The organism is Ruegeria sp. D3 (assembly GCF_056534465.1).
In genome coordinates this window covers 181,618-202,858 of record NZ_JBQFPK010000002.1, presented here as the reverse complement: position 1 = coordinate 202,858, position 21,241 = coordinate 181,618, and the positions used below count along the sequence as shown (strand labels likewise).

24 protein-coding genes and 1 tRNA gene are annotated in these 21,241 nt (G+C 56.1%); 7 read left to right on the top strand and 18 right to left on the bottom strand.

The window, feature by feature from the left end; genetic code table 11:
- Positions 1-4: 4 nt before the first annotated feature.
- The 3 genes from ACR0DX_RS03410 to ACR0DX_RS03400 form a co-directional block, all read right to left on the bottom strand.
- The gene (locus ACR0DX_RS03410) at positions 5-1,144 is read right to left on the bottom strand and encodes a hypothetical protein (RefSeq protein ID WP_480845163.1); all 1,140 of its coding nucleotides are present in this window, start codon (positions 1,142-1,144) and stop codon (positions 5-7) included.
- Between the two features lie 332 nt (positions 1,145-1,476).
- Positions 1,477-1,553 (bottom strand) — tRNA-His (locus ACR0DX_RS03405).
- 47 nt (positions 1,554-1,600) lie between these two features.
- The gene (locus tag ACR0DX_RS03400) at positions 1,601-2,083 is read right to left on the bottom strand and encodes a GNAT family N-acetyltransferase (protein WP_170352755.1); all 483 of its coding nucleotides are present in this window, start codon (positions 2,081-2,083) and stop codon (positions 1,601-1,603) included.
- A 77-nt stretch (positions 2,084-2,160) separates the two neighbouring features.
- On the opposite strand from ACR0DX_RS03400, the gene ACR0DX_RS03395 reads away from it, so the two are divergent.
- On the top strand, positions 2,161-2,349 hold the full coding sequence (locus ACR0DX_RS03395) for a DUF6324 family protein (protein WP_170352754.1): 189 nt from the start codon (positions 2,161-2,163) through the stop codon (positions 2,347-2,349).
- Positions 2,350-2,353: 4 nt separating this feature from the next.
- On the opposite strand, the gene ACR0DX_RS03390 is transcribed toward ACR0DX_RS03395, so the two are convergent.
- Positions 2,354-2,785, bottom strand: a complete 432-nt coding sequence (locus tag ACR0DX_RS03390) for an MmcB family DNA repair protein (protein WP_170352753.1) — start codon at positions 2,783-2,785, stop codon at positions 2,354-2,356.
- Between the two features lie 114 nt (positions 2,786-2,899).
- Between ACR0DX_RS03390 and ACR0DX_RS03385 the strand changes: the two genes are divergently transcribed.
- The gene (locus ACR0DX_RS03385; RefSeq protein ID WP_170352752.1) at positions 2,900-3,220 is read left to right on the top strand and encodes a metalloregulator ArsR/SmtB family transcription factor; all 321 of its coding nucleotides are present in this window, start codon (positions 2,900-2,902) and stop codon (positions 3,218-3,220) included.
- Positions 3,217-3,642, top strand: coding sequence for an SRPBCC family protein (locus tag ACR0DX_RS03380; RefSeq protein ID WP_170352751.1), 426 nt, complete (start codon positions 3,217-3,219; stop codon positions 3,640-3,642). The genes ACR0DX_RS03385 and ACR0DX_RS03380 overlap by 4 nt, the downstream gene beginning before the upstream one ends.
- Before the next feature lie 214 nt (positions 3,643-3,856).
- On the opposite strand, the gene ACR0DX_RS03375 is transcribed toward ACR0DX_RS03380, so the two are convergent.
- From ACR0DX_RS03375 to ACR0DX_RS03355, 5 genes are all read right to left on the bottom strand, one after another.
- Positions 3,857-4,162: a hypothetical protein gene (locus ACR0DX_RS03375; protein WP_170352750.1), complete on the bottom strand. Its 306-nt coding sequence runs from the start codon at positions 4,160-4,162 to the stop codon at positions 3,857-3,859.
- A gap of 56 nt (positions 4,163-4,218) precedes the next feature.
- Positions 4,219-4,701 (bottom strand): transcription antitermination factor NusB, encoded by a 483-nt coding sequence (nusB, locus tag ACR0DX_RS03370; protein WP_170352749.1) that lies wholly within the window; start codon positions 4,699-4,701, stop codon positions 4,219-4,221.
- Positions 4,698-5,249 carry a 6,7-dimethyl-8-ribityllumazine synthase gene (locus ACR0DX_RS03365; protein ID WP_170352748.1) on the bottom strand — a complete coding sequence of 184 codons (552 nt, stop codon included), beginning with the start codon at positions 5,247-5,249 and terminating at the stop codon, positions 4,698-4,700. The genes nusB and ACR0DX_RS03365 overlap by 4 nt, the downstream gene beginning before the upstream one ends.
- A 2-nt stretch (positions 5,250-5,251) precedes the next feature.
- The gene (gene ribB / locus ACR0DX_RS03360; protein ID WP_170352747.1) at positions 5,252-6,373 is read right to left on the bottom strand and encodes a 3,4-dihydroxy-2-butanone-4-phosphate synthase; all 1,122 of its coding nucleotides are present in this window, start codon (positions 6,371-6,373) and stop codon (positions 5,252-5,254) included.
- Positions 6,374-6,476: 103 nt separating this feature from the next.
- Complete coding sequence (locus tag ACR0DX_RS03355; RefSeq protein ID WP_170352746.1) at positions 6,477-7,064, bottom strand: riboflavin synthase; 588 nt, start codon at positions 7,062-7,064, stop codon at positions 6,477-6,479.
- Between the two features lie 140 nt (positions 7,065-7,204).
- On the opposite strand from ACR0DX_RS03355, the gene ACR0DX_RS03350 reads away from it, so the two are divergent.
- From ACR0DX_RS03350 to ACR0DX_RS03340, 3 genes are read left to right on the top strand one after another with little or no spacing between them, the layout of a single operon-like run.
- On the top strand, positions 7,205-8,551 hold the full coding sequence (locus tag ACR0DX_RS03350; RefSeq protein ID WP_170352745.1) for a capsule biosynthesis protein: 1,347 nt from the start codon (positions 7,205-7,207) through the stop codon (positions 8,549-8,551).
- 32 nt (positions 8,552-8,583) lie between these two features.
- Complete coding sequence (locus ACR0DX_RS03345; protein ID WP_170352744.1) at positions 8,584-9,714, top strand: polysaccharide biosynthesis/export family protein; 1,131 nt, start codon at positions 8,584-8,586, stop codon at positions 9,712-9,714.
- Positions 9,714-11,711 (top strand): capsular polysaccharide biosynthesis protein, encoded by a 1,998-nt coding sequence (locus ACR0DX_RS03340; protein ID WP_170353141.1) that lies wholly within the window; start codon positions 9,714-9,716, stop codon positions 11,709-11,711. The genes ACR0DX_RS03345 and ACR0DX_RS03340 overlap by 1 nt, the downstream gene beginning before the upstream one ends.
- Here the strand turns inward: ACR0DX_RS03340 and ribD are convergent.
- From ribD to ACR0DX_RS03310, 6 genes are all read right to left on the bottom strand, one after another.
- Positions 11,708-12,808 carry a bifunctional diaminohydroxyphosphoribosylaminopyrimidine deaminase/5-amino-6-(5-phosphoribosylamino)uracil reductase RibD gene (gene ribD, locus ACR0DX_RS03335; protein ID WP_480845157.1) on the bottom strand — a complete coding sequence of 367 codons (1,101 nt, stop codon included), beginning with the start codon at positions 12,806-12,808 and terminating at the stop codon, positions 11,708-11,710. The two genes, ACR0DX_RS03340 and ribD, sit on opposite strands and share 4 nt — an antisense overlap.
- Positions 12,805-13,275: a transcriptional regulator NrdR gene (gene nrdR, locus ACR0DX_RS03330; RefSeq protein WP_170352743.1), complete on the bottom strand. Its 471-nt coding sequence runs from the start codon at positions 13,273-13,275 to the stop codon at positions 12,805-12,807. The genes ribD and nrdR overlap by 4 nt, the downstream gene beginning before the upstream one ends.
- 121 nt (positions 13,276-13,396) lie before the next feature.
- A complete protein-coding gene (locus ACR0DX_RS03325; RefSeq protein WP_170352742.1) occupies positions 13,397-13,810 on the bottom strand; it encodes a secondary thiamine-phosphate synthase enzyme YjbQ in 414 nt (137 codons plus the stop codon).
- A 17-nt stretch (positions 13,811-13,827) separates the two neighbouring features.
- Positions 13,828-14,232, bottom strand: coding sequence for a hypothetical protein (locus ACR0DX_RS03320; RefSeq protein ID WP_170352741.1), 405 nt, complete (start codon positions 14,230-14,232; stop codon positions 13,828-13,830).
- A 78-nt stretch (positions 14,233-14,310) separates the two neighbouring features.
- Positions 14,311-14,853, bottom strand: coding sequence for a DUF4166 domain-containing protein (locus ACR0DX_RS03315; protein ID WP_170352740.1), 543 nt, complete (start codon positions 14,851-14,853; stop codon positions 14,311-14,313).
- Positions 14,854-15,291: a DCC1-like thiol-disulfide oxidoreductase family protein gene (locus ACR0DX_RS03310; protein ID WP_170352739.1), complete on the bottom strand. Its 438-nt coding sequence runs from the start codon at positions 15,289-15,291 to the stop codon at positions 14,854-14,856.
- Positions 15,292-15,594: 303 nt separating this feature from the next.
- Between ACR0DX_RS03310 and ACR0DX_RS03305 the strand changes: the two genes are divergently transcribed.
- Complete coding sequence (locus ACR0DX_RS03305; protein WP_480845154.1) at positions 15,595-16,614, top strand: AraC family transcriptional regulator; 1,020 nt, start codon at positions 15,595-15,597, stop codon at positions 16,612-16,614.
- A gap of 176 nt (positions 16,615-16,790) precedes the next feature.
- Here the strand turns inward: ACR0DX_RS03305 and rpoD are convergent, their stop codons facing one another.
- The 3 genes from rpoD to ACR0DX_RS03290 all read right to left on the bottom strand — a co-directional run bounded on the left by rpoD (position 16,791) and on the right by ACR0DX_RS03290 (position 21,221).
- Complete coding sequence (gene rpoD, locus ACR0DX_RS03300; protein ID WP_170352737.1) at positions 16,791-18,782, bottom strand: RNA polymerase sigma factor RpoD; 1,992 nt, start codon at positions 18,780-18,782, stop codon at positions 16,791-16,793.
- A gap of 114 nt (positions 18,783-18,896) precedes the next feature.
- Positions 18,897-20,843 (bottom strand): DNA primase, encoded by a 1,947-nt coding sequence (gene dnaG, locus ACR0DX_RS03295; RefSeq protein WP_480845151.1) that lies wholly within the window; start codon positions 20,841-20,843, stop codon positions 18,897-18,899.
- A gap of 81 nt (positions 20,844-20,924) precedes the next feature.
- A complete protein-coding gene (locus ACR0DX_RS03290; protein WP_170352735.1) occupies positions 20,925-21,221 on the bottom strand; it encodes a hypothetical protein in 297 nt (98 codons plus the stop codon).
- Positions 21,222-21,241 lie beyond the last annotated feature (20 nt).

The window sequence follows — 21,241 nt, the reverse complement described above, 5'->3', positions numbered from 1 at the left end:
CCTGTCAAGGAAGCTTGAAAACTTCGCTCAATTGGTTGACCGGATTGCTTTCTTCTATTTTTTCTTCAGCCCACAATAACCACTTTTCAAATGTTTCTCCTTCTACTTCGGGAGCTTTTGATTGCCGCGCCTCCTCTCTAAGCGCTGCCAAGAAAGAACTTAACTTATTGCTTTGCACCCACTGATCGGCAAGCGTTTCGAACTTAGTCCATCGCGCGAGGTCTTTAGACTTTTGCAGCTCTAATTCTTGAAGCTCTTTCTTGGAACGCGCTTCCACACTCTCGCGTTCAAGGCGGCGTCGCTGAATCCGCGCCATTGATTTCTCTGTCGCCAATACGCATGCAACAAAACGTTTTAATCCGCCAGATTGCACTTCTTTGCGGTTGAAGGAGAATTCTAAGTTTCTAACGCAACTTCCTTTGAGAGAAAACTTAAGGTTGTTCGTCGGATAAAGCCAGTATCCGTGGTGTTCAGGCCAAGCTGTCCACTCCTCACGGTCGATCCTTTTGTTTGGAGCCTCCGACATTTTCTGTCGAATGCCTACAATTACATTCGCCTCGCCAACCTTGAGATGCAACCTCCCATCCGGGCTTGCCTTGGTGACCATTGCGCCAACGGCCTCGACGGAATGTATGAAAGCACTGGTTACAATGAGCCTAAATCGATCATATTCGCTCAAGACATCTTCTTGTTCCCGTATCAAGCTTGACCTAGTTGTTTCGGTCAGGCCTTGCACCCATCGCATTACAACCGGGTGCAGCTTCTTCAAGTCGCTTTCAAATTTTGGCGAAGCAATCAGCCGAGCCGTCTCATAACGCTCCCGTTTAGTGCAGAGCGCGTCTTCTTCCATCATTGATGGATCAGGCAGCGACACTAACTGCAATTGCTGCTCGGAACTCAAGTTCAAAGGAGGCACGCTATATGGCTTCCCAAGCTCCACCTTGGTCCAATGCCCCGGAGGTGGTGTAGGAATATTGTGCCGCCTACAACAGTTAGACAGCGCGGTATTAGATACTCCAATCTCACGTGCTATGTGAATGATTGGACGTCGCCAAACTTGTTCATAAAGTTCGATTACCGTAAGGCGTTTTTGCTGCCCCCGATTAGAACTTTCACTCCACTTCTTCGGATCATCGATAGTCAACAACTTGTTTAATCCAGAACGCCCTAAAATTTGCTGCGAGAGCTCTCTCCGATTCCCTAATTTCTTTCGCGTTACGTTGAGCCGGAACAACCGCGCAATTAATTCTTACTAAAAATCAAAAAGATGCATGTTAACAAGGAAAGAGTTACTTACATTTCGCCGCGACGAAACCCCAATCGGATGTATTTTCCCTCAGTTTTCCCTCAGTTCTGTAAGCGTTCCTGTCCCGTTCATGCTATTTTCCCTCACCATTTTTCCGATGTGAGGGAAAATGACAATTTTCAAACCCTTGTTTTTATTGGGTTTTTTCTGCCGATTTTATGCTTGAAGCTTGGTACCGCCTTCTGGGTTCGAACCAGAGACCTCTGGATCCACAATCCAGCGCTCTAACCAACTGAGCTAAGGCGGCACTCGTGAGGGGCGATTTACCGAACGCGCCGGGGGAATGCAAGAGGATTAAAGCCGAATTTTCCAGCTTTGTTCGACAAGATCGACCCCAAAGGAATGCACCGGTTTGCTGTCCGTCAAATGCCACCCTTCAGCTTTGTAAAGCGCGCAAGCCGCCCTATGGCTTTCATGGGTCCATAGTGACATCTTCGTGAAACCAACAGCACGCGCGTGGTTCATACAGGTGCGCAACAAGCGTTTGCCAAGCCCCTTCCCCCTCGCCTCTGGCACCAGGAAAAAAAGCCGCAGTTTCGCTGTGTCCTCATCTAGCCGGACACAAAAAATACTCCCAAGGCGATCACCTGCCTGCTCGGCCACCCAACCGCGTTCGCATTTGGGATCATGACTGGCCACGAACTCGTCAAGTATCTTGTGCACCAACCGGGCAAAGCTTTTATCGAACCCTTCATCGCGCTCGTATAGGATTGCGTGCTGCTCTACCAACCAAGGCACATCTGACGCGCGAAAGAGTCTGATTTCTACATCGTTCATACTGTATCTGAGCGCATCTCTGTCTTGATTCTCAAGTCTTTGCGCGCTAGCACAGACCCTCATCCCCGGAGGCGCAAATGAGCATCAACACCGAACGTGACATTCAGGCAAATCTGCAAATCGGCCCAACCGATCGAGGTATGGTACGCCTGTTCATTGAGGCGGATGGCGTCGAGATTCCGATGGATTTTGAACCGGACGAAGCCGAAGAGATTGCGGAAGAAATCCGTGCTGCTGCTCAGGCTGCTCTGGCTGTTAAAGGCTGAAGTATCATAGCCTTGGATCGCGCAACGCGTGTAGTCTCCGGGCCGCATCTGTGGCGAATTTCTGGATCATCTTTTTGCGACGTGCTGGTGCCAGTTTAACCTCGGGTGCCATTCGAATTATTTCAGCATCGTAGGCATCGGCGATAATTAGCCCCGTCTCGGGCGGCAACAGATCGGTCGGAAAATCTGTATCCACGGCCCAGAAAAACCGATCACACCACTCCAAATAGCCCTGCCACTTGGAATCCGATTGGTAATCGGCTCGGCTGGATTTGCATTCCACTACCCACAATTCACCCTTGGGGCCCAACCCCATAACGTCCACACGCAACCCGCGCGCCGGCACGAATTCCTCAACAGAAACAAAACCGTGCGCGCTGAGATGACGCGCCACGCCGCGTGCTAGCTTCTGGCCGGGTTGTAGATCCAATGTCATTGGGAAAATGTGAACAATTCGTGAACAAATTGCAAGGGTGAGATTACCGTTGACATGATACCATATGGTATTGAATAAATATGAAACCAAATGGTATCGAATATGAGGAAACGGATGCCTGACCAAATCCAAAACGCGTTTCGCGCGCTTGCGGACCCCACGCGCCGGGACATCGTTCAGATGCTTGCATCGCAGGATATGACAATCGCGCAACTGACAGATTGCTTCGACATGACCCGAGCGGCCGTCAAGAAACACCTGACCGTGTTGTCGGACGGAGGCCTCATCCAGGTCGAAGCTCGGGGGAGAGAACGCATCAACCGTCTTGAACCCAAGGGAATGGCCCCTGTTCTGGATTGGTTGAGCTTCTTTGATCAGTTCTGGGACGAGCGCCTTAGCACCTTGAAAGAAGCCATTGAGAGGAAAGAGACATGACCAAAGCAGTTTTGCAAAAGACCATCTTCCTGCGCGCCGAACCGGACACCGTCTGGGCCTATCTGACCGAACCGGAACATCTTGCCGAATGGTTTCACAAGCCCGAACGCCCACTGGCAGCAGGACAAAGACTTGAGATGTTCGGGACCACAAGTGGCGATCTATTGATCTGGGGAGAGGTGCGTGAGGCGCGCAAACCGCAGTATCTTGAATATACCTTCACGGTGAAACCGATGGGGGACGCTGTCAGCGTGGTCAAATGGACGTTAGAACCCGTAGACGGCGGCACGCGATTGTCATTGGAGCACGAAGGCCTGCCACAAGGCGCAGAGGCTTTCGGCCTAATCCTGGCCCTGGACAACGGTTGGGACGAACATTTCGGCAAGATGCGCAAAGCTCTGCACGAAACTGTTGACGCTTAACCCCTTGTGCCAGTCCGTCAGACGCCCTAACTAAGCGCTTGGCGGGTTCTGCCCTTCTTGTGACTGGTAGCATTCTGGTGGCCTTAAGCAATTCCGAGGGGGCTGGCTCTGTTCAGGTCCTGGCCTGATTACCTGGCGCCCACCTGTACATACAGGTCCTCGGGAATCACACCGCACGGTTGACTGGTGGTCCCGCCACATTTTTCTAAAATTATCAGCGCTCTGCGCGTGAGCCTTGCTTGGCCAGCACAGGTTTGAACACATTAACGACGGGTGATCCACGGCGCGGACCACCGGGCCTTTCCGCCATGCTCATGATCTTGTAGGCGAACTGGACACCTGCAAAAACGATGCCGTTCATGAACCAGATCATGACGAGTGCCACCAGCCCAACGTCCGAACCCCAGATCAGCCCGCGCAGATTGGCCACGTTCACCGCCAACAGCACGCCGACAAACACGGCTGAGATTACGAAGCCCCAGATAACCTGAGTGATATAAAGACGAATGAGCTTGGGCATAGCGGCACTCCTTGTTCTGCAAGAAGCTTAGTCTGCCAGAGCACCTAGTAAAGGCGTCAGAACGCCTCGGGCTGGGCTTCGCGCGCCATATGGTCCAGTACAGCGTTCACGAATTTCGGCTCTTTTCCTTCTGGGAAGAAGGCGCGGGCCACGTCGACGAATTCGGTGATGACCACCTTGGGCGGCGTGTCGCTTTGGGTCAGTTCGGCGCCTGCGGCGCGGAACGCAGCGCGCAGGGTCGGGTCGATGCGCCCGATGGGCCATTTGGCCACCAAAGCGCGGTCTGTCATCTGGTCGATCGGGGCCTGATAGTTTACGGCGTCCTCGACCAGTTTGCGGAACAGGCGGATATCGCCGTCCAGCATCTCTTCCCCCTCATAAACGGCACCAAACCGGTGATCCAGAAACTCGGTCACGACTGCTTCGGTCGTCTGGCCTGACTGCTCCATCTGGAACAGCGCCTGCACGGCGTAAAGCCGGGCGGCGGATTTCATCAGGCGTTTCTGGTTGGCCGGTTTCGGCGCGTCTGTCTGGGTCATGCTGTCGTGGATCCGTTGCTGTCGCCCGCCACAAGGATGGACTCGGACGGCGGCTTGAAGCCCACGCCCTTTTTGGAAGAGCCCCACTTACGGCTGAGCGCGATCAGATGCAAGGCCGCAGCGGCTGCCCCGCCCCCTTTATTCATCTTTTCTGGATTGGCGCGAACCTCGGCCTGTTCGTCGTTCTCGACGGTCAGGATGCCGTTACCAATCAGCAGGCCCTGTAGGCCCATCAACTGAATGGCGCGACTGGAATCGTTGCACACCGTTTCATAATGCGTGGTCTCGCCGCGAATAACGCAGCCCAGCGCGACATAGCCATCATAGTTGCACTGCCGGTCAGCCATGGCGATGGCGGTCGGAATCTCCAACGCGCCGGGAACCTCGACCACGTCACAAGTGCCGCCCGCCGCCTCGATCTCGGCCTTGGCGCCAGCGACCATGTTGTCGGCAATGGCACGATAGAACGGGGCCACCACCAGCAGCAGTTTCACCGGGTTGTCGAATGTCGGGGTCGGCAGGACGCCGTGTTTGTCTTGTTCAGCCACGATCAGTCTTCCTTGAGGATGGAACGGGTGCCGACGATGGACAGGCCAAACGCGTCGAGCCCCAGATATACGGTTTCGGGCGAGTCGGTCAGCAGCACCAGCTCGTGAATGCCCAATTTGGACAGGATCTGAGACCCCAGTCCTGTTTGTTTGATGGTCCGAGGGCCTTCATCCTCGACCGCATAAAGCGAGTTGCGCGGTTGGCGGAACAGACAGACGACGCCGCGCCCCTCTTCGGCGATCTTCTCCATCGCACGCGGCAGTTCGCGCGAAGATTTAGGCCCGAGGCCCAAGATATCCGGCGCTTCGTGCAAAGCATGGGTGCGGGTCAGAACGGGTTCGGGCGTGGTGATGTCGCCTTTGATCATGACCACATGTTCGATGCCATGAAGCTGGTCAGTGAACAGCCGCATCTCCCATTCGCCACCATATTCCGAATTGACGGTTTCACGAGAAGTCTCGACCACCAGATTGTCATTGCGGGATCGATAGGTGATCAGGTCGCTGATCGTACCGATTTTCATGTCATGGGTTTGTGCGAATTCCACCAGATCGGGCAGACGCGCCATTGTGCCGTCGGGCTTCATGATCTCGCAGATCACGCCCGAAGGGTTCAGCCCGGCCAAGCGCGAGATATCAACCGCAGCTTCGGTATGGCCCGCGCGCACCAGCACCCCGCCCCGCTTAGCGCGTAAGGGGAAGACATGGCCCGGGGTGGCAATGGCCGCCATCGTGTTTTGTTCATTGATGGCCGTCGCAACAGTCAGGGCCCGGTCAGCGGCGGAAATCCCGGTCGACACACCTTCGCGTGCCTCGATCGACACGGTGAACGCGGTTTCATGACGCGAGGAATTGTTCACCGCCATCATCGGCAGGCCCAGCGCATCCACCCTTTCCGCGGTCATCGGCAGGCAGATCAGGCCGCGCCCATGGGTGGCCATGAAGTTGATCGCCTCGGCATCCGCAAACTCGGCGGCGATGACCAGATCGCCTTCATTCTCGCGGTCTTCGTGGTCGACCAGAATATACATCCGGCCTTTGCGCGCCTCTTCGATGATCTCTTCAATCGGGCTGATCGCGTCGCGCAGTTGCGCTTCGACGGGTCCGGGGGTTTCAAAGCTCATTGGGCAGCCTTTCGCAGAGCATGTTTGCACGGGTGGATAGACCACCCCGCGCGCAAAGGCCAGTCTGCAAACGTCCCGAACCGGTCAGAACGCGGCGTTTAACTCAGGACATTTCGGCCAGGCGGGCAACGTAGCGGGCCAGGGTGTCGATCTCGAGGTTGACTTTGTCTCCAATCGCAACATCGCCCCATGTCGTCACCTCTTTGGTATGAGGAATGAAGTTGATACCAAAGTCACTGCCGTCCACATCGTTGACGGTCAGAGACGTCCCGTTCAGCGCAACCGAACCCTTGGGTGCGATAAAGCGCGCAAGGTCCTTGGGCGCGCGCAAGGTCACACGGGTACTGTCGCCTTCATCCTCGATAGCAACGACCTCGGCGACTCCGTCCACGTGCCCAGACACGATATGACCGCCCAACTCATCCCCGACTTTAAGGGCGCGTTCCAGATTGACATGTTTACCGACCGACCAGTTGGACAGGTTCGTCTTGGATACCGTCTCGGCACTGATCTGAACATCATACCAGTCGTCCCCCAAGGCGATGACGGTCAGGCACACCCCATCGCTTGCGATTGAGGCACCTATATCGATGCCGGATGTCTTATAGGCAGTCTTGATCCGCGCCCGCAGGTCGCCCTGTTGGTCAAGTTCGGCAATGGTGCCAACATCGGTGACGATACCTGTGAACATTTCCTTTACCCTTCGGTTCCTAATATTCCACCCAGTCTACTTGTCGAGGTAAGCGCATCGGCGGTTCCGGGCAAGGCCCGCCTTGCCGGACGCAGCACAAAAAGGCATAAATTTCTCACCAACGAGCAAGAGCAGCACCAATGCCACCACTCACAAAAGGCTCTGAGCGCCGTGTTTTCCTGTTTCTACAGGGACCGCACGGACCGTTTTTCAATGCACTCGCACGCGTGCTGCGCAAAACAGGTGCCGAGGTTCGGCGTGTGGGCTTCAATGCCGGTGACCGCGCGTTCTGGTTCGACCGTGCAAGCTATATTCCCTTTACCGACCGTCCTGAGCAATGGCCTGAAAGTTTCCGCGGGCTGACTGAGACGCTTGGTGTGACCGACCTCGTCTTATACGGCGACGCACGCCCAATACATGCCCAAGCAATCAAGATTGCCAGCGAACGAAACATAACCGTGCATGTGTTCGAAGAAGGTTATCTGCGTCCGTGGTGGGTCACTTATGAACGCATGGGATCGAACGGGAACTCTCGCCTGATGTCGCTTACGATCCCGCAGATGGAACAAGCCCTCGAACGCTCGGACACTCAGGATCCCCCGCCGCCTTCGCATTGGGGCGACATGCGGCAGCACATCTTTTATGGTGCGCTATATCATTGGTTTTTGTTGTTCCTCAATCAGAGGTATCGCAACTTCCAGCGGCACAGAGAGCTGCCAGTTTCCAAGGAATTTAAGCTATATTTCAAACGGCTTATGCTGATGCCCTTTCACCGCTTGCAACGACGCTGGGCGACGTTTCGCGCTCGCAGCAGCGGTATGCCATATCATCTTGTGCTGCTGCAATTGGGGCATGACAGCTCGGTTCAATCGCATTCCGACTATTCCAACATGTCAGAATTTCTGGAACAGGCCATCAAGGGCTTTGCTGATGGGGCACCGCGTCACCACCAGCTTGTCATCAAAGAACATCCGCTTGAAAACCACCGAGAACCCCTGAACCGCAGAACCCGTCAAATCGCCAACACCCATTGTGTCGGCGACCGTGTCCACTATGTGCCGGGTGGAAAGCTTGCGCGGCTGTTGAACGAGGCGAATTCCGCTGTCACCATCAACTCGACCGCCGGACAGCAAGTTTTGTGGCGCGGAATTCCGCTGCGCAGTTTCGGGCGGTCCGTCTACAACAAGCCCGAGTTCATCTCGGGACAGACATTTGCCCAGTTTTTTGGCAACCCCAACCCTCCTGACACGGCCGCGTATCAGGCTTATCGCCAGTTCCTGCTTAAAACCTGTCAGGTGCCCGGAGGGTTTTACTCCAGACGCGGTCGGCGGCAGTTGCTGCGGCGTGTAACGGATATGTTGCTTGCCCAATGCGACCCCTATGAGACACTGCTGTCGGGTAACGCGGCGCAGACGCCACAGTTGAAGATCGTTGAAGGAAACAAACGGCTTGATGCTGGAAGTCAACGCAATGACAAGCTAACTTAAGACAAACAAAAGAAGACTGAGGATATTCGGCAGTGCAGTGCTTTCCGCTCCAATGGGCACGGGGATTTTTCCTTGTTGCCGTTTTTGGCTTTTTGGCCGGGTGTCAGCTTCCCAAATCTGGCCCAAGCAAGAATGAAATTTTGGCTGGCTCAGTTCAGAATGGTGGCAATGCGTTCATAGTCGAAGTGGATGATCGTATCACCGAGGTCACGTCCGCTGTTCCCCAATTCGGGTTTTCGCAGTCTTTCCTCAGCGCGCCAAACCTGGCCGCCGATACAGTGCGCCCCGGTGACTCTCTGAGCCTGTCGGTCTGGGAGAACGTCGATGACGGGCTGCTTTCTTCAGATATCGGCGGCGCGACGACGCTGGATCAAATTCAAGTGGACAGTGAAGGGTTTATCTTTGTTCCTTATGCCGGTCGTGTCAGGGCTTCTGGGAATACCCCCGAACAGCTGCGCCAACTGATCACAAGCAAACTGCAAGACCAAACACCAGATCCACAGGTCGAGGTCCGGCGGACAGCCGGAAACGGTTCAACCGTTACGCTGAACGGCGAGATTGGCTCGCCAGGTATATATCCTATCGAAAGTCCGACCCGCACTCTGGCTGGCATGCTGTCCCAAGCCGGAGGCGTTTCAGTCGGGTCTGACATCGCGCTTGTTACCGTTATTCGGGGCAATCAACGGGGAACGGTCTGGTACAATGACCTGTTCACCAATCCTAAGCTGGATATCGCACTGCGCGCCGGTGACCGCATATTGGTCGAGGCCGACAGTCGGTCTTACGTCGCCCTAGGGGCTACCGGACAGTCACGTGTTGCGTTCGACAGTCAAGATTTGACTGCACTCGAAGCTTTGGCCCAAGTCGGAGGGCTACAGTCCCTGTCCTCGGACCCTACCGGTATCTTCGTGCTGCGGAACGAACGACAGGACATTGCCCGTTCGGTCATGGGACGCTCGGACTTACAGGGCGAACAGCGGGTGATTTACCTGCTTAACCTTACTGCACCAAACGGCCTGTTCGTAGCTCGTGATTTCGTCATCCGCGACGACGACACGATCTACGTCACCGAAGCGCCCTATGCGCAGTGGAGCAAGTCGATATCGCTGATCGCGGGCGGGCTTACACCGCTGGCCAACGTCACGACCCTGACAGGCGGGTGATGTCGGCTGCGGCGATGGCCGAGGAACAGCGTACCCGCCTGCGTGTCTACAATGGCGGTTTCCTGACCAATCGCCGTATTCGTCGCATTCTCAAGCTTGCGGGCTACGACATTCGGCTGGGTCTACCCAAAGACGGAGACACCGTTGCCATATGGGGCAACAGTCCAACCGCCCACCGCGGCTTGAATATCGCAGAAAAACACAAATCCCCTGTCTTGCGTGTCGAAGATGCTTTTCTGCGATCTTTGCACCCTGGTCGGGATGGCGAACCGCCGCTAGGCCTATTGCTGGACCGGTCCGGTCTACACTTCGATCCTACGCGCCCATCCGATCTTGAGACTTTGCTGGCGACGCACCCTTTGGATGATACGGCCCTGCTGAACCGGGCGCGCGGTGCGATTGCGCGGATGAAGGAACTGCATCTCAGCAAGTATTCGGGGTTTGAAGTCACTAAGTCTCTGCCGGCGCCGGGGTATGTGTTGGTTGTCGATCAGGCCCAAGACGATGCATCGGTTACTGCCAGCAAAGGCGACGCGGCCCGGTTCCGCGAAATGTTGGTCATGGCGCAAGAAGAGCACCCAGGCGCGCGCGTGTTGATCAAAACCCACCCCGAATCCATTAGTGGCCATCGCAGTGGGTATTTCTCTGATCTGGACCAATCAGGTCGTGTCGCCTTGTTTGAAGACTCGATCAGCCCGTGGGACTTGCTTGAAGGTGCAGTGGGCGTCTACACCCTGTCTTCGCAATTTGGGTTCGAGGCCATTTTGGCAGGCCACAAGCCCCGCGTCTTTGGTCAACCCTTCTATGCGGGCTGGGGCCTAACGCAGGACGAAGAATACCTGCCCCGCCGTCAGCGCAGCCTGACGCCAGCCCAGCTTTTTGCGGCCGCCATGATCCTTTATCCTACTTGGTATGACCCCTATCGGGATCAACTTTGCGAATTGGAAATGGTTCTGGATACGTTAGAGGCGCAGACACGCGCATGGCGTCAGGATCACGCAGGCTGGACCGCCTCGGGGATGCGTTTGTGGAAACGTGGTCATCTTCAAAGGATGTTCGGGCGCGAGACCAAAATTCGCTTTACCAAAAGCCCTCCTCCGTCTTCCGAAAAACCACATATGGTTTGGGCCAGCCGAGCCGAAGGGCAAGAGAGTGTTGTTAGGATCGAGGATGGTTTCCTGCGGTCCCGTGGTTTGGGCGCTGCCTTGGTTCCACCCGTTTCGCTGGTCACCGATGATCTGGGTATATATTACGACCCGACGCGATCTAGTCGGCTTGAACAGCTTATCGCCCAACGGGAAATTCTGCGCCCGGATCAGGAACTGCGCGCAGACAGGCTGGTTGAGAAAATCACCTCGGGGCAGATCAGCAAATACAATATCGGCGGCCAAGTACCGGACTTGCCCAAGGGGCATCGCATTCTTGTACCCGGACAAGTAGAGGACGACGCCTCGATCCTGTTAGGGACCGGAACGATCCGTACCAACCTTGAACTGTTACAGATGGTACGGGACAAGAACCCGGACGCTGTTTTGATCTATAAGCCCCACCCAGATGTCGAGGCCAGTCTACGAGACGGTGCGATAGATGCCGACGGCCTCGCTGATGTCACCATACGCGATACGGATCCGGCCCAGCTATTGCCGCAGGTCAATGAAGTCTGGACAATGACGTCTTTACTGGGGTTCGAGGCGCTGATCCGCAACCTGCCTGTGACCACTGTCGGTGCCCCCTTCTATGCGGGTTGGGGGTTGACGCAGGACCTCGGCACCGTCCCGGCTCGGCGTGGCGCACATCCCACGGTGTTGGGTTTGGTCCATGCCGCGTTGATCGACTACCCGCGGTATCTGGACCCGATCACAGGCAACCCCTGCCCAGTCGAGGTCGCGCTGCAGCGCCTGACCGACCGTGAAGGAATCAAAGGTCCGCCGATGTTACGATTGCTATCTAAGCTGCAGGGCGCCTTTGCGACACATGCTCATCTATGGCGACGCTAGCGCAGTGACCGCCGCCAGCGATGCATGACGTCGGGGCCAACAGCGCGCGTTTCCATCAATTCAAACCGGGGGGCTGCTTCCAGCGTCTCCAGTCCCAATGCTCCGATCCCTGGCAAACCTTCTGCACCGATGGTCAGACCCGCGCTAAATCCGACCAGTTCGTCAACCAGATCCTGCGCCAACAAAGACGCCGCCAACGCCGAGCCGCCTTCGCAGAAAACACGTGTCAGCCCCGCCTGCCCCAGTTGTTGCAACATATCCGCAGCATCAATCTGGTGATCTTGCAATGCGCAAGGGATCAATGTGGCCCCTAGCCCCTCCCATGCCCGAGCCCGCTCGGCATCGGGGGCATGGCCGTGGCACAGCCAAACCGGGATTTGCTTAGCGGATCGGGCGAGTTGGCTCATCAATGGGATATCAAGATGGCGCGAGACAACGATACGGACAGGTTGCTGCGCCACACCAAGATCACGGACGGTCAGTGAAGGGTCATCGGCCCGCGCAGTACCTGCGCCGACCATAACCGCGTCGTGACGCGCGCGCATCGCATGGACTTCTCGCCGCGCCTGCGGACCGGTGATCCACTGGCTATGACCACTGGCCGTCGCGATCCGGCCATCGAAACTGTTCGCCAACTTAAGGGTTATGAATGGTCGCCCCTGCTCCATCCGCAAGAAAAACCCTGCGTGGTCACGTTCGGCGTGCGCGGCCAAAACACCTGTCGTGACTTCGATTCCGGCTTCGCGCAATTTGGCGAAGCCCTGCCCTGCAACACGCGGATCACTGTCCTCGACCGGTGAAACCACGCGCGCAACCCCCGTTGCGATCAGCGCATCCGTGCAAGGAGGGGTTTTCCCATGATGTGCGCAAGGCTCCAGCGAGACATAGGCCGTCGCGCCTTTGGCCGTTTTACCAGCCTGTGCCAACGCAACGGTTTCCGCATGCGGTCGTCCGCCGGGTTGGGTCCAACCTCGCCCAATAATCCGACCATCGCGCACTATAACACATCCCACCGAGGGGTTTGGCCAACACGTGCCTTGACCGCGTTGCCCCAAAGACAGGGCCAACGCCATGTATCGTTTATCTGTGTCGTTCACTCGTCAGACGAAGGCTGCGGCGGGCGCAGTTCGTGGACAAACTCCTCGAAATCATCGGCCGCCTGGAAATTCTTGTACACGCTTGCAAAGCGCACATAAGCAACCGTGTCAATGCGCGCCAACGCTTCCATGACGATCTCGCCAATTTTGTTCGACGGGATATCGGTCTCACCCATGCTTTCAAGGCGGCGCACAATCCCCGAGATCATCTGATCAATACGTTCGGGGTCGATTGGTCGTTTCTGCATCGAGATACGGATAGACCGTTCCAGTTTGTCGCGGTCAAAATCTTCCCGTTTGCCATTGGTTTTGATCACAACCAGATCACGTAGCTGCACCCGTTCATAGGTCGTGAAACGTCCGCCACACGCAGGACAGAACCGGCGCCTGCGGATCGCGACATGATCCTCTGCGGGGCGTGAATCTTTCACCTGAGTGTCAATATTTCCGCAAAACGGGCAGCGCATCCGCCGTCTCCTCGTCCCTAATTCCGCCTCCAATTGTAAGCGCTGTGGCTTACTTATCCACAACTATAGGGCAGCCGCTAGGATTTGGGTAGTCGGAATTTTTCACCGCAAGATAAAGGGGTCACGCGAAATGCGCAGCGACCTTTCGGTGGTGGGGCGCTGAACGATGTTCAAACAAATAGATCCCTTGCCATGTGCCCAGAGCTGGACGGCCACTTGCCACTGGGATCGTCAATGATACCGGCAGCAAGGCAGCCTTTATGTGTGCTGGCATGTCATCTGGGCCTTCATAAGTGTGCCGTAAATAGGACATCGTTGGATGATCCGAGGGCGGAACCAGCCTCTCAAAGAAAGCACTCAGGTCAGTTTGCACCTCGGGATCTGCGTTCTCTTGTATCACCAGAGAACAGGACGTATGGCGCACAAACAACGTCAGCAGCCCGTCGCGTTCGACCGAGTTTAGCCAGTTACCTACGTCCGGGGTGAATTCATATAACCCCGGTCCGCGTGTCGAAATAATAAACTCGGTCTGCAACAGGTGCTCATTCTCGCTTAGTCGTCAAAGATTTGCCGACGATAGCACAGTGCGTTCGCACTCTGAACCGATCTGCTTTGACCAGCAACAAAGCCGACGTTGATTGACTTGACGTTCAAATCAACACCAGGCGGAGGACTGACGGAAAACTGCACAGCAGTCCGGCGTCCAGTTGCTTCGCTGGGTCCATAACCGCGCACTACATAGATCGGCTGTTTCCAACCTGCGCCCAAAGTCCTGCGGGCATAATCGGCAGCGGCACACCAATACCCATCAACATCGTTGCGCCCACGCGGGATCACTTCGTAGACGTTGGCATTGACCGAGACCGTCTGAAACCCAAATCGCGCAAAGCCAGCGGCAGAAAGCGGTGTAGTCAGAACAACTGCGGCAAGCGCAGCGTAAGTCATAACCTGTTTCATAATCATACTCTTTCCTGTTACGAGGTAAGACTGGAAATAGTATAACCCGCCCAACGGCAAAGCGGGTTCACGATCAATTCAGCCCACGTCCTGTTTTGCGTGATCAGCCGTTAGCCATCCGTGATATCGGATCAGCAACCCCAAAACAGGCATCCGAGCGGACACATCAAACCGAAAGCGCCCTTCGTCATCCCGCCACTCAAACGTATTAGACCTGGGTACTATGAGCTTTGGGCACGGGATTCCCCACAAGCGTAACCGGTGAAGATGAATGGACAACTGCCCATCGAAAAGCACGGGTTTCAGCCACAAGGTCAATGGGCCCATCCGCTCGAGTACGTAGCCTGACCTATAGCCGATCCGCGACCTGGTCGTCTGGCCGTTGAAATTCCTGACCCATATCCATGCCCTGTCCCGTTTTGTTACGGATAAAGAGACTGGAACATTGCGGCCACCAGTGGGGAACCTTCCAAGCCACAAAGCCATACGCACTAACAGGTCGCGGCCACGCTCAACATCGCAGAAACCCGAATAGGTTCCCTGACGGCCGCGCAGGTGCCGCAAGGCGTCGGGCAAAACTGACTGCGCCGGCAACGCCTGCCAAAACGGATCAGGTTGCATCTAGTACCCTTTGGGAAGAAAGCGCGACATTAGATCTTTGTCCGGAACCAAGCAGGTATAAGCCCGACCAAACACGGCATATCTGTTGCGCGCCAAAACGTGATATATCGGGTCTTTAACCCCCCCAGGCAGATATTTGCACAGGGACACGACGGGCCACATCCCTGGCAGAGCCTGCATGGCTGCAGCAAATGCATCCAACCGTTGATAAACTTGACCGTTCAACACGACGAGGTTCGTTTCAAAATCCTGTGTCGGTAATTTAAGATCTGAATAGAGATTTCGCCCCAACTCGGATTGCGCAGTTACAAACTTGAACCTTTGTGCGCTATCCCGTTTCAGCATGAAACGAAAAAAGCCGGTGCACAGCACGCATTCGCCATCAAACACAATAAAATCTTGGCTCTTAACCAATTCGTCCAATGCAATGTCGTGCATCTTAAAATCGCCTTTGCCGTAATTTCCACCAAAGTGACACCGCAAACACGACGCCACAATGCGACACAGGCAACAGCAGGAATGGGCGTGCCGGGGAGCCACAGTATGCCTGCTCGAATTATCGTCTGGGCTCTGGCCCCATCCCCAAAAAGGCGCTGACCCGGCAACGTGACAGAAATACGGGTTTGCCGCCCAAAGCGCTTGTGACTTTTTGCCAACGTTTTACGGATTTATGTCACGGCGGATGCGTCCCACACCTCTCAGCAAGGGTGCAAACAAACAGATATCGCGATAAGATACAGCATGGACGTCGATATCTCACGTATTCAGCTTTTGACGCGCATGCTTGATCACAAGACACAGAATCCTGCTGTCACAGATCGAGTATTGGAAAAATGTAACATACAGCGCGATGACATCACGGTTTCTGCGGGCACTTGTAGCGCCCACGCAGAAGCCCTCTTTGCCAGATATGCCTGCGATATTCTTGAGGACCCGACTTTTGCCGCAGCGGCCGGGTTAGAATACCGATCTTCCTCAAGCCTTACCGCATACATCAGCAAATACTCGCGAGATTTGAAACAAGTTCTAGAAAATACGTCGCGTTTTCACGGGATCATTGACCCGGCTCTGATGTTCAGTTTGCGCGTCGCAGGGAATTTCGCGTCGATCGAGGCTGAATGGAAAGATGCCAGCTTTGCTCGATACCACAGACGCACAGAGTTTTTAGTATTTGCAGGTCTGGCACGAATGCGAAACCTGACTCAGATTGATTTCTTCCCAATGGAAATACGTTTTCAACATGAAACAGGAGGCAATCGGACCGCGTACCAAAAGCTTGCGGGTTTTCCAGTCATCTTTGGGGCGGAACGAATTGAAATCGTGCTGGCACTATCATCGCTTGATCTACCTGTCCCAACTTATGACCCCAAGCTGCGCGCGCATTTGTTGGAATACGGAGATCGAGTCATCGCAGAACACCGACAGCCCAAGCAAAAACTACGTGCTCGGGTTGAAGGCTTGATAACCCGCTCTCTGCCCGGAGCGATCATTCAGGCGGATGACGCTGCCGCCAACCTTGGCCTCAGCGCGCGCACCTTTGCACGTCGTCTTAAAGACGAAGGAACCAGTTATCGCGAGATTGTCGATGACCTTCGTTGTGATCTGGCGCAAACATTTATCACCAACGGCATGCCCTTGTCTGAGATCGCATTTTCACTTGGTTACGCTGATCAACCAGCGTTCTCGACAGCATTCAAACGCTGGACAGGTCAGGCACCCAGCACATTCCGCAGCAGACTGGATTTTACTTCCGGGGCCTGAGACCGGGGGTCATCGGCACCGTCGCCTCTCCCCGGCCCGTCCCATGAGTGGACAAAACGGAAATAGGCGACCAAGCCAGATGACACTTGTGACTTTCTGCCAATTTGAATTTTGGACCCGCCACTTTCACCACCCGCGCAAAAAAAATAAGCGCCTCAGATGAGGCGCCTATTTGTCTATTGATCCAAGAATGACCGCAACTTGCGCGACCGGCTTGGGTGTTTTAGCTTCCTTAGCGCCTTCGCCTCAATCTGGCGAATACGTTCGCGGGTCACGCTGAACTGCTGGCCAACCTCTTCCAGCGTGTGGTCGGTGTTCATGCCGATGCCAAACCGCATCCGCAGAACCCGTTCCTCACGCGGGGTGAGCGAGGCCAGAACCCGTGTGGTCGTTTCCTTGAGGTTTTCCTGAATGGCGCTGTCCAGCGGCAGCACGGCATTCTTGTCCTCGATGAAATCGCCCAGCTGACTGTCTTCCTCGTCGCCAATTGGCGTTTCCAGAGAAATCGGCTCTTTGGCGATTTTCATCACCTTGCGAACCTTCTCCAGCGGCATCTGCAGCTTTTCGGCCAGTTCCTCGGGCGTGGGCTCGCGGCCGATTTCGTGCAGCATCTGGCGGCCGGTCCGCACCAGCTTGTTGATCGTTTCGATCATATGGACCGGAATACGGATCGTGCGCGCCTGATCCGCGATGCTTCGCGTGATCGCCTGACGAATCCACCATGTCGCATAGGTCGAAAATTTGTAGCCGCGGCGGTATTCAAATTTGTCCACCGCTTTCATCAGGCCGATGTTGCCTTCCTGAATAAGATCAAGGAATTGCAGGCCACGGTTCGTGTATTTTTTGGCGATCGAGATCACCAGACGCAGGTTGGCTTCGACCATTTCCTTCTTGGCCTGCCGCGCCTCTTTCTCGCCCTTCTGAACCTGCTGCACGATGCGGCGGAATTCGGGGATGTCCAAGCCGACATACTGACCGACCTGAGCCATATCATTGCGCAGTTCCTCGACCTTTGCGGTCGAGCGTTCGATGAACATCTGCCAGCCCCGGCCCGGCTTTTCCGCCATATCCGACAACCAGTTCGGGTCCAGCTCGCGCCCGCGATAGGCGTCAATGAATTCCCGACGGTTGATGCGTGCCTGATCCGCCAGCTTCACCATTGAGCTGTCCAGAGACATCACGCGGCGGTTGATACCGTAAAGCTGGTCGATCAGCGCTTCGATCCGGTTGTTATGCAGGTGCAGTCCATTCACCAGTTCAACAATCTCGGCGCGCAACTTTTGGTATGTTGCCTCGTCCTGCTCGCTGAAGGTGCCGTCTTCGTTCAGTGTGGCCGAAATCCGGCTGTCCTGCATTTCCGACAGCATCGAGAAGTCGGTCGAGATGCGTTCCAGGGTGGTCAGAACCTGATCCTTCAGCGCGGCTTCCATCGCGGCGAGAGACATATTGGCCTGATCATCGTCGTCATCATCGTCGTCGTTGTTCAACGGGTTGCCGTCAGCATCCAGCTCGGGGCCTTTATCCTCTTTCTCAGGCTTGGCGGTCTGCACGTTGGAGGTATCGACTACCGGTTCCTCGACATCGCCGTCTTCGTCCATCTGGTTGCCAAAGGTGGCCTCCAGATCAATGACGTCGCGCAGCAGAATGTCTTCGGACAGCAATTCGTCATGCCAGATGGTGATCGCCTGGAATGTCAGCGGGCTTTCGCACAGCCCGGCAATCATGGTGTTCCGACCAGCCTCGATCCGCTTGGCGATGGCAATCTCGCCCTCGCGGCTCAGCAGTTCGACGCTGCCCATCTCGCGCAGGTACATGCGCACAGGGTCGTCGGTGCGATCCAGCTTTTCGGTCCCCGCCCCGGCCAGCGCAACCTCGCGGTTGCTTTCTGTCGTGGTCAGTTCGGTCGAGCCTTTGTTCTCTTCTTCTTCGGCTTCTTCATCTTCGATGATGTTGATGCCCATCTCGGACAGCATCGACATCACGTCTTCGATCTGTTCCGAGCTGACCTGATCCGGCGGCAGAACCTGATTAAGCTGGTCGTAGGTGATGTACCCTTTCTCGCGGGCCTCAGCGATCATCTTCTTGACCTGGGCCTGGCTCATGTCCAGCGAGATTTCCTGTTCCTGCTCGTCGGATTTGCGATCTTCGGTCGTGTCTTTGGCGGCCATTCAATGCTCCTGCAGGGATGGGTGATTCGATTGAACCGAATCATTAGCGCGTAGAAGTGATTCGGCTACCCGTTTACCCGTTTTTCTTTTCCAGTGCCTTACGAAAACACCAGTTTACCGGCGTTTCCGCTCAAAATTGATCCCGGACATGATTGCCTCAAACGCGTCTTTCTCGTCACGATTGATTCGCGCGCCATTGTCAGCCACGTCGAAAATCGCCCTGTCTTCATTCTGGCTACGGCTTGTGCGGTTGCGCTCTTCGGCCGCCTGAGCCAGCCGATATGTCAACGCCTCATCTGCCAGATCCGACAGCTCCTCCTCCGCTTCGGCAATCTCTGCGTCCAACCCCCTGAGAGCTTTGATCTTTGCGAGTTCCTCGGCCAGCGTCATTTCGGCCTTTTCGACATCGCCCGGTTTATACACACAAGGGATCACTGCGACATGGCGAAGGGCCAGCAGGTTTTCAAGGGCTTCGGGTCCCAAAGTTTCAGCAATGTGGTCTTTCAGATTCTCGGGGTCATCAATCGCATGGCGCAGGATGGCGTGGCGCAGGGCGGCGTGGTCAGGGTCACGGCACTCCATCTCTTCCAACTGGATTTCGAATTGCACAACCACCTGCGGGTTCAGAGCTGAAATTGCCAGAATGGCCGCCTCACGCAGTTGGATTTCCGCGCCTTCGGACGAGGCCAGGAACGACGCGCGTGCGCCGGGCGTCGCCGTCGGCTGGGGTTGCCACTTGCCGCGCGGTTGCCATTGACGGTTCTGCGGTTGGCGCTGCGGGCGGAATAACTGCCAGCGCAGGTCTTTGATTTCCTGCCTGTAATGCGACCGGATCGAGGGGTCGCGGATCAGCTTGATCTTCTCGCGTAGCGCCTTGTCCAATGCGGCCTTTCGCTCGGGACTGTCGAAAACTTTACCCTCGGTCTCGCGCTGCCACAGCAGTTTGACCATAGGCATCGCGCCTTCCAATACGGCTTGCACGGCCCCCGGCCCCTCGGCGCGCAGCAGATCGTCGGGGTCCTTGCCCTCCGGCATCAGGGCAAACCGCAGGGATTTCCCTGCCTCAAGCAGCGGTAGGGCCAGATCAACCGCGCGCATCGCGGCGCGCAGACCGGCCGTGTCGCCATCCAATGCAATGATCGGCTCATCGGATATGCGCCAGAGCAGTTGCAGCTGATGTTCGGTAATCGCGGTGCCCAGCGGCGCGACAGACGCGCCAAACCCGGCCTCGGCCAGTGCGATCACATCCATATAGCCTTCGGCCACGATCAGAGGTTGCCCCTTCCCCGCCGCTTGCCGCGCGGGCCCGTGGTTGTAGAGGCTGCGCCCCTTATCGAACAATTCGGTCTCGGGCGAGTTCAGGTATTTCGCATTATCATTAGGGTCCATCGCCCGCCCTCCGAAGGCAATACACCGCCCACGCGGGTCACGGATCGGGTACATGATCCGGTTTCGGAAGGTATCATAAGGCTTTTTGCCTTTGTTCGACGGTTTCGCCAGACCCGCCCCCAGGATCAGATCCTCGGCCACATTCTTGCCGGTCAGATGATCCCACAGCGCCTGCCAGCCATCGGGGGCAAAGCCGATCTCCCACCGGTCCAGCGCCTGCGCGTCCAACCCCCGGCGGGTCAGGTAATCGCGCGCAGCACTCCCTGCCCCGGTCTTGAGCTGCAGGCGGAAGAACTGCACCGCCTGCTCCATCACCTCGGCCAGTTGCGCGCGGCGGTCCTGCTTTTCCTGCGCCTTGGGATCGCGCTGCGGCATCGGCATCCCGGCCTCACGCGCCAGAATCTCGACCGCTTCGATGAACGAGACATTCTCGGTCTCTTTCACGAAACTGATTGCATCCCCTTTGGCATGGCAGCCAAAGCAGTAATAGAACCCCTTTTGATCATCCACATGGAACGAGGCAGTCTTTTCATGATGAAACGGGCATGGTGCCCACATATCTCCCTTGCCCTGATTGGACTTGCGCTGGTCCCACATGACCTTTCGCCCCACGACCTGAGACAGGCTGAGGCGCGTACGCAATTCGTCAAGAAATCCGGGGGGCAAAGACATGGGGACAAACCTGCCAGAAATGAAAACGCAGGCCAAGGGGATGGCCTGCGCTTATCCACAGCGAAATGCAATGGATGTGGATTACTGCTGCAGGCACAACTCCAGCCAGGCAGCGCCGAGGTCTTTTTTCCTCACATCGCGCATCTTTTGCTCATAGACCCACGGAGTGATCAGGGGAATCGCCGCGTTGTAGTTCTCGGGCCATGTCGGCCCTGACTCTGCCACTGCCTGTGCCACGTCCCGTTCCTTTACCCGGTCCAGCCTTGCCTGCTGGACGGCAGCCACGACGTCTGACTGGAATTTGCAGCTCTGTTCCTTGGTTTCTTGAGCGGCCAGAGGAGTAGCCAGAACAATGGCCGCTATGGCGATACGCAACATGAGGGTCTCCGGGATTCGTT